11 protein-coding genes are annotated in these 15897 nt (G+C 65.5%); 4 read left to right on the forward strand and 7 right to left on the reverse strand.

Annotation, left to right across the window (positions count from 1 at the left end; all coding sequences use genetic code 11):
- Positions 1–78: 78 nt before the first annotated feature.
- The 6 genes from KBY70_RS09210 to KBY70_RS09235 all read right to left on the reverse strand — a co-directional run bounded on the left by KBY70_RS09210 (position 79) and on the right by KBY70_RS09235 (position 6703).
- Positions 79–537: a hypothetical protein gene (locus KBY70_RS09210; protein WP_254988266.1), complete on the reverse strand. Its 459-nt coding sequence runs from the start codon at positions 535–537 to the stop codon at positions 79–81.
- Between the two features lie 149 nt (positions 538–686).
- Complete coding sequence (locus KBY70_RS09215) at positions 687–1478, reverse strand: RNA methyltransferase (RefSeq protein ID WP_254988352.1); 792 nt, start codon at positions 1476–1478, stop codon at positions 687–689.
- 5 nt (positions 1479–1483) lie between these two features.
- Positions 1484–2629 (reverse strand): DNA polymerase III subunit beta, encoded by a 1146-nt coding sequence (dnaN, locus tag KBY70_RS09220; protein ID WP_254988268.1) that lies wholly within the window; start codon positions 2627–2629, stop codon positions 1484–1486.
- Positions 2630–3028: 399 nt separating this feature from the next.
- Positions 3029–4087 (reverse strand): threonine synthase, encoded by a 1059-nt coding sequence (thrC, locus tag KBY70_RS09225; RefSeq protein WP_254988269.1) that lies wholly within the window; start codon positions 4085–4087, stop codon positions 3029–3031.
- A gap of 86 nt (positions 4088–4173) precedes the next feature.
- Positions 4174–4791: an alpha/beta hydrolase gene (locus KBY70_RS09230; RefSeq protein ID WP_254988271.1), complete on the reverse strand. Its 618-nt coding sequence runs from the start codon at positions 4789–4791 to the stop codon at positions 4174–4176.
- 31 nt (positions 4792–4822) lie between these two features.
- Complete coding sequence (locus KBY70_RS09235; RefSeq protein ID WP_254988272.1) at positions 4823–6703, reverse strand: ABC1 kinase family protein; 1881 nt, start codon at positions 6701–6703, stop codon at positions 4823–4825.
- Positions 6704–6823: 120 nt separating this feature from the next.
- On the opposite strand from KBY70_RS09235, the gene recN reads away from it, so the two are divergent.
- The 4 genes from recN to KBY70_RS09255 all read left to right on the forward strand — a co-directional run bounded on the left by recN (position 6824) and on the right by KBY70_RS09255 (position 14813).
- Positions 6824–8512, forward strand: a complete 1689-nt coding sequence (gene recN, locus KBY70_RS09240) for a DNA repair protein RecN (protein WP_254988274.1) — start codon at positions 6824–6826, stop codon at positions 8510–8512.
- Positions 8513–8542: 30 nt separating this feature from the next.
- Positions 8543–9511 (forward strand): oxidoreductase, encoded by a 969-nt coding sequence (locus tag KBY70_RS09245; protein WP_254988275.1) that lies wholly within the window; start codon positions 8543–8545, stop codon positions 9509–9511.
- 39 nt (positions 9512–9550) lie between these two features.
- Positions 9551–12550 (forward strand): excinuclease ABC subunit UvrA, encoded by a 3000-nt coding sequence (gene uvrA, locus KBY70_RS09250; RefSeq protein ID WP_254988276.1) that lies wholly within the window; start codon positions 9551–9553, stop codon positions 12548–12550.
- 124 nt (positions 12551–12674) lie between these two features.
- Positions 12675–14813: an HAD family hydrolase gene (locus KBY70_RS09255; protein ID WP_254988277.1), complete on the forward strand. Its 2139-nt coding sequence runs from the start codon at positions 12675–12677 to the stop codon at positions 14811–14813.
- Here KBY70_RS09255 and KBY70_RS09260 read toward each other — a convergent pair.
- The gene (locus tag KBY70_RS09260) at positions 14810–15874 is read right to left on the reverse strand and encodes an LCP family protein (protein WP_254988278.1); all 1065 of its coding nucleotides are present in this window, start codon (positions 15872–15874) and stop codon (positions 14810–14812) included. The two genes, KBY70_RS09255 and KBY70_RS09260, sit on opposite strands and share 4 nt — an antisense overlap.
- Positions 15875–15897 lie beyond the last annotated feature (23 nt).

The raw sequence follows: 15897 nt of genomic DNA on the forward strand, positions 1-15897 counted from the left end.
GATGCCGTCACTGCTGAGCGATCCCTGAGGGAAGAAGAACGAGCAAGGAAGAGTCTCTGATCGCTCAGCAGTGAGTGATCAGGCTTGCATTCGTGCGGCCGGGCGTCCCGACCCCTGAACGCATACACGCAAATAATTTTGATTTCCATCAAACGCTGGTGTATTGAGCATTACCTCCCAAAAACCACGGCCATCTACATTGTTAGTGAGAGCAATACCTAATGTCAGCCCGTCTGAGTCACCAAGATTAATTTCACTATCAAGATAAAAAGAAAGATCGGCAAAATCCGGGTTATTCACCAACCGAAAATCTAGATCAATTAAAGCATCTAACTCAACCAGGGCATTGAGCAAAAAACCATAAAGATCGTCATCTAAGTGCAGAGTCTGGATCGTTTGACGACCAAAACCGCCTCCATTGATCTCAGTTCGTCCAGATGGCCGATGCAAATAAACATCCATCACGCCATCGCGTACCACCTGCTGGCTGGTGAAACGCTGGAAGTCTGGTGAGATAAGCTGCTGGGGAGGGATCAACCGAAAGTTGAGTTGATCGGAAGTCCAATGGGTTTTGGATAGGGAAATCGTGTCGAAACCAGCAACTAGGCATCGGTAACACATCAGGTCTTCCCCAGAACGCCAAAACAGAACGTGGCCTAGACCATCACCCTATCCAACCTGCAGATTCACACCCAAGGGTCCCTCGAATCATCAAGCTCGGTTGGCCAGCCGCGATCCGCTGGAGCATCGGGGTCCGACCAGCCGTCCCAAATTTCAGACTCAAGGCGCTGGTCCGAGCTGTCGCGTAAAAAAGCCTCCTCCTCCTCCTCCCAAGCATCGGCCTGGCTGGAGTCGTCCAGCGGCTCATTCCAAGGCGGCTCCTCCAACCACCCCTCCAGCCGCTCTTCAACGCGGCTGCCGGCCTCCTGCATCTGATCGCGCCAGCGGCGGGAGCGACGCAAGAACTCCTGGCGCACACTGGCCCGGGCCAGGGGCAGGTCGTCGAGGCTCTCCAGGGCCGTGAACACCTGGCCAGGCTGTTGATCAACCAGGCGATCCAGGCTCAGGCGCCAGCGGCTGCTGCCGGGCAAACGGGGATCGCTGCGGCTCACCAGATAGTGGCGGATGCGGCCCGTGCGCAGCTCGATGGCGGCATCGGCGAGGCTGCCGATGGGCTGCTGACGGCGATCGAGCACCACCGCCTCGATCAGGTTGGGTAGCCGCTCCACAACGTCCTGATCAGTTTCGGCGGGCTCTCCCTGCACCAGCACCTCCAGGTCGGTGAGTCCGCGCAGTTGGTTGAGGCGCCACACCAGCCGGCGGGCGCCAAAGGCCGAAGGCTTGGACACCCAACCCAGCACCCGATGCACCGGTGGGTGCATCCACACCTGCAGGCCGGCGCCGTGGTCGAGGCCCTGGTCACAGCGAACTCGACGGCGCAGCAGCTCACTCAGCAGCAACTGCTCCGGAAGGGCCACCACGGTCAACTGCGGATCTGAACGGGCATGACCAGATAGGTGAACTGATCTCCCTCCGCCGGCGTCAGGATTGCCGGAGTGGTGGGTGCATTGCACTGCAGCAGCACCTGATCACAGGCCATGGCCTTGAGCCCATCGAGCAGATAACGCACGTTGAAGGCGATCTGGATGGCGTCCCCCGTGATCGACGCTGCCAGGCCTTCCGAGCCACTGCCCACATCCTGAGCATCGGCCTGGATCAGCAACTGACCCGTGGCCGGTTCGGCACTGAGCTTCACCACGTTGTTGTGCTGATCAGCCAGCACCGCCACCCGTTCCAGGCCAGACACCAGGGCGCGGCGATCGAGGGCGATGGTGCGGCTGAAGCTGTCGGGGATCAGCTGGCGGTAGTTGGGGTAGGTGCCATCAAGGCTGCGGCTGGTGAGCACCTGATCAGCCCACAGGAACACCACCTGGCCGCGGTCGTAGAACAGGCTCAGCGGCTCGGCGGACTGGCGACCGGAGAGCAGGCGCTCCAGCTCCCGCAGAGAGCGGGCGGGAACGGTAACGGCAAAGGGATCGCCGCCATCCCCCTCGACGGCGGCGCTGGCATGGGGCAGGCAGAGCACGGCCAGGCGATGGCCGTCGGTGGCTGCACACTCGAGGCCACTGGGGTCGAGTCGCAGGTGCACTCCGGTGAGGAGCTGCTTGGCCTCATCGCCACTGCTGGCAAACAATGTGGCGCGCAGACCCTTGACCAGGGCATCCGCCTCCAGCCGGATCGGCGTGCCGCTCTGCACCAGGGGCAAGTCGGGGAAATCCTCCGCCGGCATACCCCGCATCTGGTAGCTGCCCGACAAGCTGGTCAGCTCCACCTGTTCGGAACCTTCCGGACAGTGCAGGGTGATGGGGCTGTCGCTCGAGAGCCGCGACACGATTTCACCAAACAACCGAGCCGGCAGGGTGATGGCACCACTGGTTTCAACGCTGGCGGGCAGGCTGGTCTGAATGCCGAGGCTGAGGTCAAAGCCGGTCAGGCTGAGCCGACCGGTGCCCGCATCGGCGGTGAGCAGCACGTTGGCCAGCACCGGATGGGTGGGCCGGCTGGCCACGGCCCGGCTCACCAGCTGAAGGCTGGTGCTGAGTTCGGACTGGGAACAGACCAGCTTCATGGTGTGGGTGTCGAGAAGCCTGACGGCTGGAAACGGGGAGCCCCCACGCTTCCACAGGCCGGCTGATTCCGCAACGTCGGTGAACCGGCTTCAACAGCCTTTTCGATCATGGGATTAATGGATTCCATCAGAAAGAATGAAACCGTCGTCGTAGGGGCTGGGGGAAACGGGGAAAACCCAGAAAACACTCGAGGCAAGAGGGATGTGCGGCTTCGAGGGCTGAGGCTTGTTGAACCGGACCTGCGGGAAAGATCGGTTTTTCCACCTTTTCCCAGTGTTGTGGAAAAAGAGGGTGCTCCATCGCTGTTCTTGGGCATGCGCTTCTCCCCGGTAGAAAGGAGTTTTTCCCACGCTTTCCCTCAGACGCTTTGCCAATTGGTTAGCCCCGAAGCGGCCGAGTTAGAAGCCCATCACTGCAGCCACCTTGGCCGTATCAGCCTCCAGGCCGGTGTGGAAACGGGCGTCGTTGTGCTCGATGGCCGTGGTCGGGTCCTTCAGACCATTGCCGGTGAGCACACACACCACCGTGGCTCCCGCAGGCACCTCGTCTCTCCGCTTGAGCAAGCCCGCCACCGAAGCGGCGCTGGCGGGTTCGCAGAACACCCCTTCACCGCCGCCCAGCAGCTTGTAAGCCTCGATGATTTCGGCGTCGGTGACGGCCATGAAACCGCCGCCGCTCTCGCTCCTCACATTCAGCGCCTTGTCGCGGTTCACCGGGTTGCCGATCCGAATCGCCGTGGCAATGGTGTCCGGTTGATCCACCGTGTGGCCCAGCACCAGGGGTGCCGATCCTGCTGCCTGGAACCCCATCATTCGCGGCAGGTTGCGGCAGTGCCCGGCGTTTCGGTATTCGTTAAACCCCATCCAGTAGGCGCTGATGTTGCCGGCGTTGCCGACGGGAATGCAGAGCCAATCCGGGGCCTCCCCCAGGGCATCCACCACTTCGAAGGCGGCCGTTTTCTGGCCCTGCAACCGGTAGGGGTTCACCGAATTCACCAGGGTGATCGGGTACTGGTTGGCCACGTCCTGCACGATTGCCAGGGCCCGATCGAAGTTGCCCTGGATGGCAATCACCTCGGCGCCGTAGAGCAGGGCCTGGGCCAGTTTTCCTTGGGCCACGTAGCCATCGGGAATCAGCACGAAGGCGCGCATCCCACCCCGGCGGGCATAGGCGGCGGCGGCGGCTGAGGTGTTGCCCGTGCTGGCGCAGATCACCGCTTCCGAGCCCGCCTCCTTGGCTTTGGAAATGGCCATGGTCATGCCCCGATCCTTGAAGGATCCGGTGGGGTTGAGGCCGTCGTATTTGAGAAACACCTTGACGCCCCTACCGATCCGTTCGGCGATCACCGGGGCTGGGATCAGCGGCGTGGCCCCTTCATGCAGGGTGATCACTGGCGTCTTGCCGGACACCGGTAGCCAGCGCCGGTAGGCCTCGATCAAACCGGGCCAATCCTGCATCGTCGGACGGGGTCCGAAGGGTCCCTTGCTCAAACGCCTCAGGGAACGGAGCAAGGGCACGGGTTAGAGCAGTGGCTGGGGTGAATCTACGGCGCGGCTCCAGGGGCATCGCCCCGCAAGCCGTCGAGCGGCGATTCGGAGAAGAAGCGCACCAGTTCGGCGATGGAATTGGCTTTGCTCAACAGGTTCATCAGGGCGGGGATGCTCACCTCCATCTCCAGGGCGGGATAGGCCTGGAAAAAGGAGAGCGGTGAGATCGAACCGTTGCCAGCCACCACTCCCATCACCATCGCTGAGCGCAGGGCGGGCACACCAACCTTGGATGCCTTGAGCGGGTACACAATTTGGGCCAGACGCTCCAGGATCGCTTCACCGATCCGGGTGTTCAGCAGTCGGCTCACCAGGGTGACCGGCAGGCTGATCGACTGGTTCAGCAGCTTGGCAACGTCCTTGGGATTTTGTTTGCTGAGGCGCAAGACGTCGACCAGCAGCCCTTGGGCCTCGCCGGTTTGGGCCAGGTGCTCCAGCTCAGCCACGGCGATGGAGCGCCGGAAGGCACCACTGACAAACACCAGGTTTTCCGCCGCGGCCACCGGAGCCAGTGTTGCTGAGGGCAGCAAACCCATCAGGCTGAAGCCCAGGGCAATCGCGGCCAGGCCCTGACGCTTGCGGCCTGGATTTGAGTGGCGGAAGGCGCTTTGCATGCGACCCAGCCTACGGCGGTTGTTTCTGTGGTCAGGCCGGAACGAGCACATCGCGCACCAGCCGCACCACCCCCCGTTCCGCCAATCCGCGGGCCAGTTGAACCCCCATCTGGCGCAGTTGCGGTTCCCCAAGTAGTCGGGGCAAACGCCGCAGCACCATTTGGGGCTCAAAGCCCGGCAGCGCTTGAAGGATGCCCATCAACTGCCGCACCGGCTCGAGATCGAGCAGCGGTTCGTTGGCCTCGCTGAGCCGGTGGCGCCGCAGGCCCGGTGGTTGGAGACGTTCCGGCAGGCGTTTTCCCAGCCGCAGTGTGGTCTGCCAGGCCACCGCATCCATGCGGGCCACCATTGCGTCCACCAGCTGCTGGCGCAGCAGGCCGCCGTTGGGAGAGAACAGGAAGCTGAGCACTTGATCGAGCAGCCCGTCCAGATCCAGCTGGGCACCCTGGGACGCGCTGGCGATCAGGTTGTCGAGCCGTTGCCAGCGGAAGATGTCGCCGTCGAAGAGCATCTCCTTGAGGCTTCGGCGCAGGCTGGGATCGGGATCCTCCATCAGTCGCCGAGCGAAATAGGGATAGGCGGCGCCGAGGATCTTGAACTCAGGATCCACGCTGAGGGCGATGCCTTCGAGCGTCACCAGCGAGCGGATGATCAGGGCGTAGTAAGGCGGCACCTGGAATGGGAAGCGATACATCACGCCGCTGAGGTCGTCGGTGACGGCCTTGAAGTCCATGCGGCTGACGCCCTGCTCGATCGCCTGGCCAAACACCGTTTCAAAGGCGGGCACGATCGGCTCAAGGTTCACGTCCTCGGCCAGGAAGCCCAGGCTCACAAAATCCTTGCTGAGCTTGCTGAAGCTGCGGTTGACCAGGTGCACCACCGCCTGGATCAGGCCGGTGCGCGACTCGCGGCTCACCTCGCTCATCATCCCGAAATCCAGATAGGCCAGGCGGCCATCCGACAGGGCCAGCAGGTTGCCGGGGTGGGGGTCGGCGTGAAAGAAGCCGTGCTCCAGCAGTTGCTGCAGGCTGCAGTTCACCCCCACGCTCACCATGTCGTCGGGGTCGACGCCGATGCCGCGCACGGCTTCGAGGTTGGTGAGTTTCACCCCCTCGATCCACTCCATGGTCAGCACCCGGCGGCTGGTGGCCTGGTGGTAGATGCGGGGAACAGCGATGCGGGGGTTGTGGGCATGCAGTTCGGCGAAGCGTTCGGCGTTGGCGGCTTCGTTGAAGTAGTCCATCTCCTCGAACACCCGCTTGCCCAGCTCATCGATCAGGGCCACCAGATCGCTGCGGATCAGACCGATGTTCTGGTTGAGCCAGGCGGCGATGTTGCGCACGATGTAGAGGTCGAGCGTGATCTGCTCGCGCAGGCCGGGGCGCTGCACCTTCACGGCCACCGGTTGGCCGCTCTTGAGCACCCCCTTGTGCACCTGGCCGAGGGAAGCAGCGGAGATCGGTTCGGCGTCGAGCTGCTCGTAGACGTCGAGCACCGGGGCGCCCAGGTCCTCCTCGATGCAGGCCATGGCCAGCGCCGAGTCGAAGCCGGGCAGTTGGTCCTGCAGCTGGGCAAGTTCCTCCAGCAGCAGCGGCGGCACGATGTCGGGCCGGGTTGAGAGGGCCTGGCCGGCCTTGATGAAGGCGGGGCCCAGAGAGGCCACCAGATCGGCGGCTTCCTTGGCGCGGTCGCGGGCCCGGCCGGGGCTCTTGAGCCGACCTGTGAACCAGTCGAAACCAACCCCCAATAGATAAAGACCGATCGGCACGAGGGTTTGCCAGAGCCGCCGGATCAGCCGTTGCGGGTGGCCCGCATAGATGCGGGTGATGGTGGCTGGGTCGTACTCCAGTAGGCCGGCGACCTCCAGAAAGTCGCTGAGTTCGGCGGAGGTTTCAGGAGAGGCGCTCGCCATGCTGGGGGCCAGGCCGCCAGGGGGGCCATCTGAAGGTCGTCCCCCTCTTCTAAACGAAAGACACAGCCGCTACGGTCGGCTTCAACACCCGGTGGCCGCCGACTGCCGCCTCCCGCGCCTGTGCTGACTGGACTGCGCCTCAGCAACATCGCCCTGATCGAGCGGCTCGAGCTCAGCTTCCGCGAGGGTTTTACCGTGCTCACCGGCGAGACCGGTGCTGGCAAGTCGATCCTGCTTGATGCCCTCGATGCCCTGCTGGGTGGAGCCCAGGGCAGTGCCGGTGCCCGTTTGCTGCGCCGGGGGGCGGAGCGGGGCGTGATCGAGGCCAGCTTCACGCTGACGCCGCCTCTGCAGGCCTGGATGCGGCAGCAGGAGCTGGACGCTGACGAGGAGGAGCTGCTGCTCAGCCGTGAGTGGCGCCTCAGCGAGGAACGCCTCAGCAGCCGCAACCGCCTGAACGGGGTGGTGGTGAGCCGCGCCCAGATTCACGAGCTGCGCCCCCTGCTGCTCGATCTCACCGTGCAGGGCCAGACCCAGCAGCTCGCCCGGCCGGGTCAGCAGCGGCGCTGGCTGGACCGCTTTGCCGGTGACGGCATTCAGGCCCTGCTGGATCCGGTGGCGGCGGCCTGGCGCCAATGGAAACAGGCGGCGGCGACGTTGGAGCAAGCGCGGGCCGATTGGGACCAGGTGCAGGCGCAGCGCGCCCAGCAGGAGCAGCTGCTCGCCGATCTGGAGGCGGCCCAGCTGGAGGATCCCCTGGAGCGGCAGCGGTTGCAGGCCGAGGAAAACCGCCTGGCTCACGGGGTGCGGCTGCAGGAGGGTGTGATGGTGCTGCTGGGCCGGTTGCTGGAGGGGGCCGATCAGGCGCCGTCGGTGCTGGATCACCTGGCCGCCTGCGAGCAGGAACTGGCCCAGATGGAAGCCCTCGATGGCGACGTCGGCGCCCTGCGCAGCGGCTGCACCGATGGGTTGGCGGCGCTTCAGGATCTGGTGCGCGACCTGGAGCGCTATGGCGCCGCTCTTGAAAGTGATCCCGAAAGCCTCGAGGCCCTGCAGGAGCGCATGGCTCAGCTCAAGGGTCTGGAGCGGCGCCATGGTCAGGAGTTGGGACAGCTGATCGCCCTGCGCGATCGCCTGCGGGAGCAGCTGGCCCCCGGCGGCGCTGAGGCCTCCCTCGAGGCCCTGGAGTTGGCGGAGCACACGGCCCGCCAGGCCCGCGACCAGGCCAATGGGCGGCTCACATCGGCCCGGGAGGCGGCGGCCCGGCAGCTGGAACAGCAGCTGATGGAGGCGCTGCGCCCCATGGGTCTGGCCAACGTGCGGTTTGCGGTGGCGATCACGCCCGGGCAGCCGGGGGAGGAGGGCGCTGATGTGGTGCAGTTTCAGTTTTCCGCCAACCCCGGCGTGCCGCTGGCGCCGCTGGCGGAGGTGGCCTCCGGCGGTGAGATGTCGCGCTTTCTGCTGGCCCTGAAAACCTGCCTGGCCGCCGCCGATTCCCACGTCACCCTGCTGTTCGATGAGATCGACACCGGTGTCAGTGGTCGGGTGAGCGGTGCCATGGCTGAGTTGCTGCAGCGTTTGGCCCGGCAGCGCCAGGTGTTCTGCGTTACCCACCAGCCGCTGGTGGCCGCGGCGGCCGACCACCACTTCCGGGTGTCGAAGCAGGTGCTGGAGGGGATCACCCACACGCGGGTGTCCCACCTGCGGGACACTCAGGCCCGCCAGGCCGAGCTGGCGGAACTGGCCGGCGGTGATTCCGGAGAAGCCCGCAGCTACGCCGCGAGCCTGTTGGACCAGCACGGTCGCTAGAACCGCCCCAGCATTTGCTGTTGGAGATCGATGGCGCCATCTCAGGCTGTTGCCGTTCCGGCCCGCTGGAGTGGGGCCGCCATGCCGGACCAGAGCGGTCGGCTGGCCCTGATCACCGGCGCCAACAGCGGCCTGGGCCTGGAGAGTGCTCGTGCCCTGCTGGCTCGGGGGGCCACGGTGCTGCTGGCCTGCCGCAGCCTGGAGCGGGCTGAGGCTGCCCGTCTGGAGCTGCTGGCTGGCGCCGGCTCCGCTGGTAGCGGCACGGGTGCGATAGAGCTGCTGGAGCTCGACCTGGCCGACCTCGACAGCGTGGTGTGGGCTGCCGCCACGGTGGCCGAGCGCCATGGCCGCCTCGATCTGCTGCTCAACAACGCCGGCGTGATGGCCCCGCCCCGCCAGCTCACCCGTCAGGGTTTCGAGCTGCAGTTCGGCGTCAATCACCTGGGCCACTTCGCCCTCACCCGGTTGCTGCTGCCCTTGCTCGAGGCCAGCTCCGGGGCGCGGGTGGTGCAGGTGACCTCAGGGGCGCAGTATTTCGGCCGGCTGGATTTCGACGATCTCCAGGGTGAGCGGCGCTACGACCGCTGGGCTGCCTATGGCCAGAGCAAGCTGGCCAATGTGGTGTTGGCCCACGAACTTCAGCGGCGTTTCCCCGGGCTGCTTTCGGCGGCAGCCCATCCAGGCCTGGCCCGCACCAACCTGCAGCCCGCCTCGATCGCCGCCAGCGGCGCCCGCTTTGAGGGCACGATCTATCGGTTGCTCGATCCCCTGTTCCAGAGTGCCGCCCAGGGGGCCCTGCCCCAGTTGTTTGCCGCCACCGCAGCGGAAGTCGAGCCTGCTGGTCACTACGGTCCCAACCAGTTCGGCGGCATGCGCGGTTGGCCGGCGGCGGTGCGGCCGGCCCCGGCGGCCCTCGATCTGGCCCAGGGAGAGCGCCTCTGGCAGGTGAGCGAGGAGCTCTGCCGCCGAGCCTGCCCAGCCTTCGCCCCTGAGGCCTGAGCCGGCGTCCGTACAATTGGCTGTTCCCGAGCCGTCTGGATGCCCCGCGCCAAGAGCTCTGCTGGACCCAGCAGAACCCTCGCCCAGACGATTCATGAGAAGGCCCTCGATCCCAGCCGGGTGCTGAGCGGTGGCACGTTGGAGGATGTGATCCGGGTGCGGGGTGCCCGCCAGCACAACCTCAAGAACGTCGATCTGACGATCCCCCGCAACCGCCTGGTGGTGTTCACCGGCGTGAGCGGCAGCGGCAAGAGCTCCCTGGCCTTCGACACGATCTTCGCCGAGGGCCAGCGCCGCTACGTCGAGAGCCTGTCGGCCTACGCGCGCCAGTTTCTAGGGCAGGTGGACAAGCCCGATGTGGATGCGATTGAGGGGCTGTCGCCGGCCATCTCGATCGACCAGAAATCCACCAGCCACAACCCCCGCTCCACCGTCGGCACGGTGACGGAGATCCAGGACTATCTGCGCCTGCTGTTCGGCCGCGCCGGCGAACCCCACTGTCCTCAGTGCGACCGCTCGATCCGGCCCCAGACCATCGACGAGATGGTGGATCAGATCCTGGCCCTGCCGGAGGGCACCCGCTACCAGCTGCTGGCACCGGTGGTGCGTGGCAAGAAGGGCACCCACGTGAAGCTGCTGGGGGGCCTGGTGGCGGAGGGCTTCGCCCGGGTGCGCATCAACGGTGAAGTGCGCGAGCTGGCCGACAACATCGAGCTCGACAAGAACCACGCCCACAACATCGAGGTGGTGGTGGACCGGCTGGTGGCCCGCGAGGGGGTGCAGGAACGGCTGACTGATTCTTTGCGAACCGCCCTCAAGCGCGGCGATGGCCTGGCCCTGGTGGAGGTGGTGCCGAAGGCCGGTGAGGAGCTGCCCGAAGGGGTGGAGCAGGAGCGTCTCTACTCGGAGAACTTCGCCTGCCCGGTGCACGGAGCCGTGATGGAGGAGCTCTCGCCGCGGCTGTTTTCGTTCAACAGCCCCTACGGCGCCTGCGCCGACTGCCACGGCATTGGCCACCTGCGCAAGTTCACTGCCGAACGGGTTGTGCCCGATCCGAACCTGCCGGTGTACGCGGCGATCGCCCCCTGGGCCGACAAGGACAACTCTTATTACTTCTCGCTGCTCTATTCCGTCGGTGAGGCGTTCAACTTCGAGATCAAGACGCCCTGGAACCAGCTCAGCGACGAGCAGCGCGATGTGCTGCTCAACGGCAGCCGTGAGCCGATCCTGATTCAGGCTGATAGTCGCTACCGCAAGAGCGCCGGCTTCGAGCGCCCTTTTGAGGGGATCCTGCCGATCCTCGAGCGCCAGCTGCGCGACGCCAGCGGCGAGTCGATCCGCCAGAAGCTGGAGAAATTCCTGGAGTTGGTGCCGTGCGCCACCTGCCATGGCCTGCGATTGCGGCCGGAAGCTCTGGCGGTGCGGGTGGGCCCCTATGCGATCCACGAACTCACGGCCGTGAGTGTGGGTGACACCCTCAGCCGCATAGAGGCGCTGATGGGGGTGGGTGCCAGCGAGGGGGCCGAGCCCCTGCTGACGCCTCGTCAGATCCAGATCGGCGATCTGGTGTTGCGTGAGATCCGCCTGCGGTTGAAGTTTCTGCTGGATGTGGGGCTCGACTACCTGAGCCTGGATCGCCCGGCGATGACGCTCAGTGGTGGTGAAGCCCAGCGCATCCGGCTGGCCACCCAGATTGGTGCGGGCTTAACGGGCGTTCTCTATGTGCTCGATGAGCCGAGCATCGGTCTGCACCAGCGCGACAACGACCGGCTGCTCAACACCCTGCTGAAACTGCGGGATCTGGGCAACACCCTGATCGTGGTGGAGCACGACGAAGACACGATCAGGGCTGCTGATCACATTGTGGACATCGGTCCGGGGGCGGGGGTGCATGGGGGCCACATCGTGGCTGAGGGCAGCTTCGACAACCTGTTGGCCGCCGAGGATTCGCTCACCGGGGCCTACCTGAGTGGTCGCCGGGCGATTCCCACCCCAGCGGAGCGCCGCGTCAGCGGCAGCCGCCGGATCACCCTGGTGGACTGCGCCCGCAACAACCTCTGCGGCTTCGATGTGGAGATCCCGCTGGGCCGGCTGGTGTGCGTCACCGGTGTGAGTGGCAGCGGCAAGAGCACCTTGGTGAATGAGCTGCTGCACCCGGCCCTGGAGCACCAGCTGGGCCTGAAGGTGCCGTTTCCGTCGGGTCTGGGTGAGCTGCGCGGCATCAAGGCGATCGACAAGGTGATCGTGATCGACCAATCCCCGATCGGGCGCACGCCCCGCTCCAACCCCGCCACCTACACGGGGGCTTTTGATCCGATCCGCCAGGTGTTTGCCGCCACGGTGGAGGCCAAGGCCCGCGGCTACCAGGTGGGTCAGTTCAGTTTCAACGTCAAGGGTGGGCGCTGTGAGGCCTGCGCTGGCCAGGGCGTGAACGTGATTGAAATGAACTTCCTGCCGGATGTGTATGTGCAGTGCGATGTATGCAAGGGCGCCCGCTACAACCGCGAGACCCTGCAGGTGACCTACAAGGGCTTCACCATCGCTGAGGTGCTCGAGATGACGGTGGAGCAGGCTGCTGATGTGTTCTCGGCGATTCCCCAGGCTGCGGATCGGCTGCGTACGTTGGTGGATGTGGGCCTGGGTTACGTGAAGTTGGGTCAGCCCGCCCCCACCCTCTCCGGTGGTGAAGCCCAGCGGGTGAAGCTGGCCACCGAGCTCTCCAGGCGTGCCACCGGCAAAACGCTCTACCTGATTGACGAACCCACCACAGGCCTCAGCTTCTACGACGTGCACAAGTTGATGGACGTGATGCAGCGGCTGGTGGACAAGGGCAACTCAATCCTGGTGATCGAGCACAACCTCGATGTGATCCGCTGTGCCGACTGGATCGTGGATCTCGGCCCAGAAGGGGGAGACAAGGGAGGAGAGATCGTCGTGACGGGCACCCCAGAGGAGGTGGCTGAGCATTCCACCAGCCACACAGGGCGGTATCTCAAGCAGGTGCTCAAGCAGCATCCTCCTGAGGTGGTGGTGGATTGATCCCTGTCCTGGCAGCTGTTTCTGCCCCCTGTTGACCGATCTGATTCAGACAGATCGCCCTGGCGCGGCTATCGATAGGTGTACTTGCTTCCGCACCAGAGTGATTCCGCGGACCTGATCTGGCATGGCTGGTCTCTACGTTCTGCATCTGCATTTGCATGGTTTGCTTCGAGGCCACGACCTCGAATTGGGCCGGGATGCGGACACCGGCGGCCAGACCACCTACGTGCTGGAGCTGGCCCGCAGCCTGGCGCTGCGGCCGGAGGTGGAGCGGCAGGAGGTGGTGACGCGGCTGATCCAGGATCGTCGCGTCTCGGCGGATTACGCCAAGGCCTGGGAGTCGCTCGGCCCCCACGCCGCCATTCGGCGTCTGAGCTTCGGTCCACGCCGCTACCTGCGCAAGGAGCTGCTCTGGCCCCATCTCGATGAACTGGCCGATGCCCTGGCCGAAAGCCTGCTGGCGCAGGATCAATTGCCTGATTGGATCCATGCCCACTACGCCGATGCCGGTTATGTGGGGGCGCTGTTGCGGCGCCGCTTGGGCATTCCCCTGGTGTTCACGGGCCATTCCCTGGGCCGCGAAAAGCGGCGGCGATTGATTGACGCCGGCCTCGATCCCCGCCAGATCGAGGAGCATTACGCCATGGCCCGGCGGATCGATGCCGAGGAGCTGGCCCTGGCCCACAGCAATCTGGTGGTGACCAGCACCCGCCAGGAATTGGAGGTGCAGTACGCCCGCTACGGCCGTTTCTGTGCGAAGCAGGCCGCCGTGATTCCGCCTGGCGTGGACATGCGCCAGTTCTTTCCGCCCCAGGCGGGTCTTCTGGAACCCGCCGTGGAAACGCTGATTGAGCCGTTTCTGCGCGATCCGGCCAAGCCGCCGGTGCTCGCCATCTGTCGCGCTGACCACCGCAAGAACATTCCGGCCCTGGTGGAGGTGTTTGGTCGCTCTGAGCGGCTGCGCCGGCAGCACAACCTCGTGCTGTTGCTCGGTTGTCGCAACGACCCCCGCCAGCTCGAGAAGCAGCAGCGGGAGGTGTTCCAACAGGTGTTTGAACTGGTGGATCGCTTCGATCTCTACGGCCAGGTGGCCTACCCGAAGCAGCACGAGCGTCACCAGATTCCGGCCATCTACCGCTGGGCCTCACGCTTGGGCGGCGTGTTCGTCAATCCGGCCCTCACCGAACCCTTCGGCCTCACCCTGCTGGAGGCCGCGGCCTGCGGCGTGCCGATCGTTGCCACCGATGACGGTGGCCCCAAGGACATCCTGGCCCGCTGCCAGAACGGCTTGTTGGTGGATGTGTCCGATCTGGATGCCTTGCAGCAGGCCCTGGAGGACAGCCTGGCCTGCCCGCAGCGCTGGCGCCGTTGGCGTGACAACGGTGTGGAGGCCGTCAGCCGCTCGTTCAGCTGGGATGCCCATGTGAACCACTATCTCGGGGCCGCGACGGCTGCTGCCCATCAGGCCGCCAGCCTGCGGCCCAGCCGTTGGTTTCAACAGGGAGAAACGGGGCTGTCGGTGTGCCCCGAGCGCCTGCTGGTGCTGGATCTGGACGCCAGCCTGGCCCATCCCGATGCCGGCAGCCTGGCGGAGTTGCGCCGTCGCCTGCAGGCCGAGCCCCAGCTGGGCATTGGTGTCACCAGCGGCCGCGCGATCCGGGCGGCCCGGCAGCGTTTCGCGGAGTTGCATCTCCCTGAGCCCTGTTTGTGGATCACCCAGGCCGGTACCGAAATTCACACCCGTTCGCCCCAGGGCCCTGTGCCCGACCATCACTGGCAGCGCCACATCGGCCGCCGTTGGAGTCGGGGCGCCGTCGTGACGGCGATGGCGGCTCTCGAACCGCGGCTACGGCTGCAGGACCCCGCCCAGCAGGGACCCTTCAAGGTGAGTTTTCTGTTGCAGGAACTCGACCAGGGCATCCTGCCGGTGGTGCGCCAAACCTTGCAGCAGCACCATCTGCCGGCCCGTCCCCACCTGTTCCAGCATTGGTACCTCGACGTGCTGCCGCTCACCGCCTCGAAAACCGAGGCTCTGCGTTACATCGCCCTGCGCTGGCAGCTGCCCCTCACCGCGATCCTGGTGCAGGCCAGCCAGCAGGGGGATGGGGAGTTGCTGCGGGGCCTGCCCTGCGGGGTGGTGCCGGATGATCACGATCCGGCCCTGGAAAGCCTGCGCAACCACCGGCGCGTGTTCTTCGCCTCCACCCCCCAGGCCTGGGGTTTGCTGGAGGGTCTCGATCACCACCGCTTCCTGCGGCGTTAGGGGCTGTCGACGCCCGCGTAGTGGCTGTTGCCGTCTGGCATCCAGTAGCTCAGGTCGTTGTGCCAGAACAGCCGGCCCGGCAGCTGACGGGTGCTCAATTTGGTGCCGGCCATGGCCGTGAGCAGCTGGCCCATCTCCACCGGGGAGAGATCGGTTTTGACATCGTCGCCGGCGATCTTCAGTAGCTGCGGCAGTTGGGCCAGCGTGGCCGGTTGGGCCAGCTTGCGGAACACCTCGGCGAGCACCAGTTTCTGCCGCTCCATCCGGCCCAGGTCGCCCATTTCATCGTTGCGGAAGCGCAGGAAGCCTTCCAGCAGCTCGCCCTTCAGCACCTGCCGCCCGGGGTAGAGGTCGATGTAGAGGTTTTGGGCGTTGTCGACGTAGTACATCCGCTTGGGCACATCCACCTCGACGCCGCCGAGGGCGTCGGCCAGGTGCTCGACGGCCCGCAGGTTGACGCGCATGTAGCGGTCGACCGGGGCACCGATCAGGGTCGTGAGCTCTTGCTTCAGGGCCCCGATGCCGCCGAAGGCAAACAGAGCATTGGCCTTGAGCACGCCGTAGTCGGCTGATTCCACGAAGGTGTCCCGTGGCACCTGGGTGAGCTGGGTGAGCCCGTCTTTGAGCTCCACGGTGAACATCACATCGGTGTTCTCGCCAACCTTGTCGGTGCCGATCACCACGATGCGCCGCGCGCCCAGGCCGAAGGGATTGATCAGGCTGGTGAGCTGCTGGGGCCCTTGCAGCAGCGCTGCCATTGCTCCCGAGACCAGTTGGGGCAGGGGGCCGGCCAGGCCGTAGCCCAGAGCGATCCCCAGGGCAAAGGGCAGCAGCGGTGGCCGGCGCCGCCGGGCCGATGCCGGCGCCTGACCGGTTGCCGTTTGGCGTTGCTCGCGCCCAGGCTGGCGTTGCTCGCGGGCTGTTTCGCGCTTTTCGCGGGCAGTTTGGCGCTTTTCGCGGGCTGTTTGGCGCTTTTCGCCCAGGTTGCGCAGGTCGGTGACCACAGCCCCGCGGCTGCTGTCGCGTCGGTTGCGACGCGGGCGGGGTTGGGCCTGACTCATGACGGCTCTTGCTGGGCGCACCT

The organism is Cyanobium sp. ATX 6E8, from assembly GCF_024346335.1.
In the GTDB taxonomy this organism is placed as follows: domain Bacteria; phylum Cyanobacteriota; class Cyanobacteriia; order PCC-6307; family Cyanobiaceae; genus Cyanobium_A.

What these genes read in the sequence shown, in the direction of transcription:
- KBY70_RS09230 (WP_254988271.1), bottom strand. Translation starts at nt 4,791, where the DNA reads ATGCAAAGCGCCTTCCGCCACTCAAATCCAGGCCGCAAGCGTCAGGGC.
- thrC (WP_254988269.1), bottom strand. Translation starts at nt 4,087, where the DNA reads ATGCAGGATTGGCCCGGTTTGATCGAGGCCTACCGGCGCTGGCTACCG.
- KBY70_RS09245 (WP_254988275.1), top strand. Translation starts at nt 8,543, where the DNA reads ATGGCGCCATCTCAGGCTGTTGCCGTTCCGGCCCGCTGGAGTGGGGCC.
- uvrA (WP_254988276.1), top strand. Translation starts at nt 9,551, where the DNA reads ATGCCCCGCGCCAAGAGCTCTGCTGGACCCAGCAGAACCCTCGCCCAG.
- dnaN (WP_254988268.1), bottom strand. Translation starts at nt 2,629, where the DNA reads ATGAAGCTGGTCTGTTCCCAGTCCGAACTCAGCACCAGCCTTCAGCTG.
- KBY70_RS09260 (WP_254988278.1), bottom strand. Translation starts at nt 15,874, where the DNA reads ATGAGTCAGGCCCAACCCCGCCCGCGTCGCAACCGACGCGACAGCAGC.
- KBY70_RS09255 (WP_254988277.1), top strand. Translation starts at nt 12,675, where the DNA reads ATGGCTGGTCTCTACGTTCTGCATCTGCATTTGCATGGTTTGCTTCGA.
- KBY70_RS09235 (WP_254988272.1), bottom strand. Translation starts at nt 6,703, where the DNA reads ATGGCGAGCGCCTCTCCTGAAACCTCCGCCGAACTCAGCGACTTTCTG.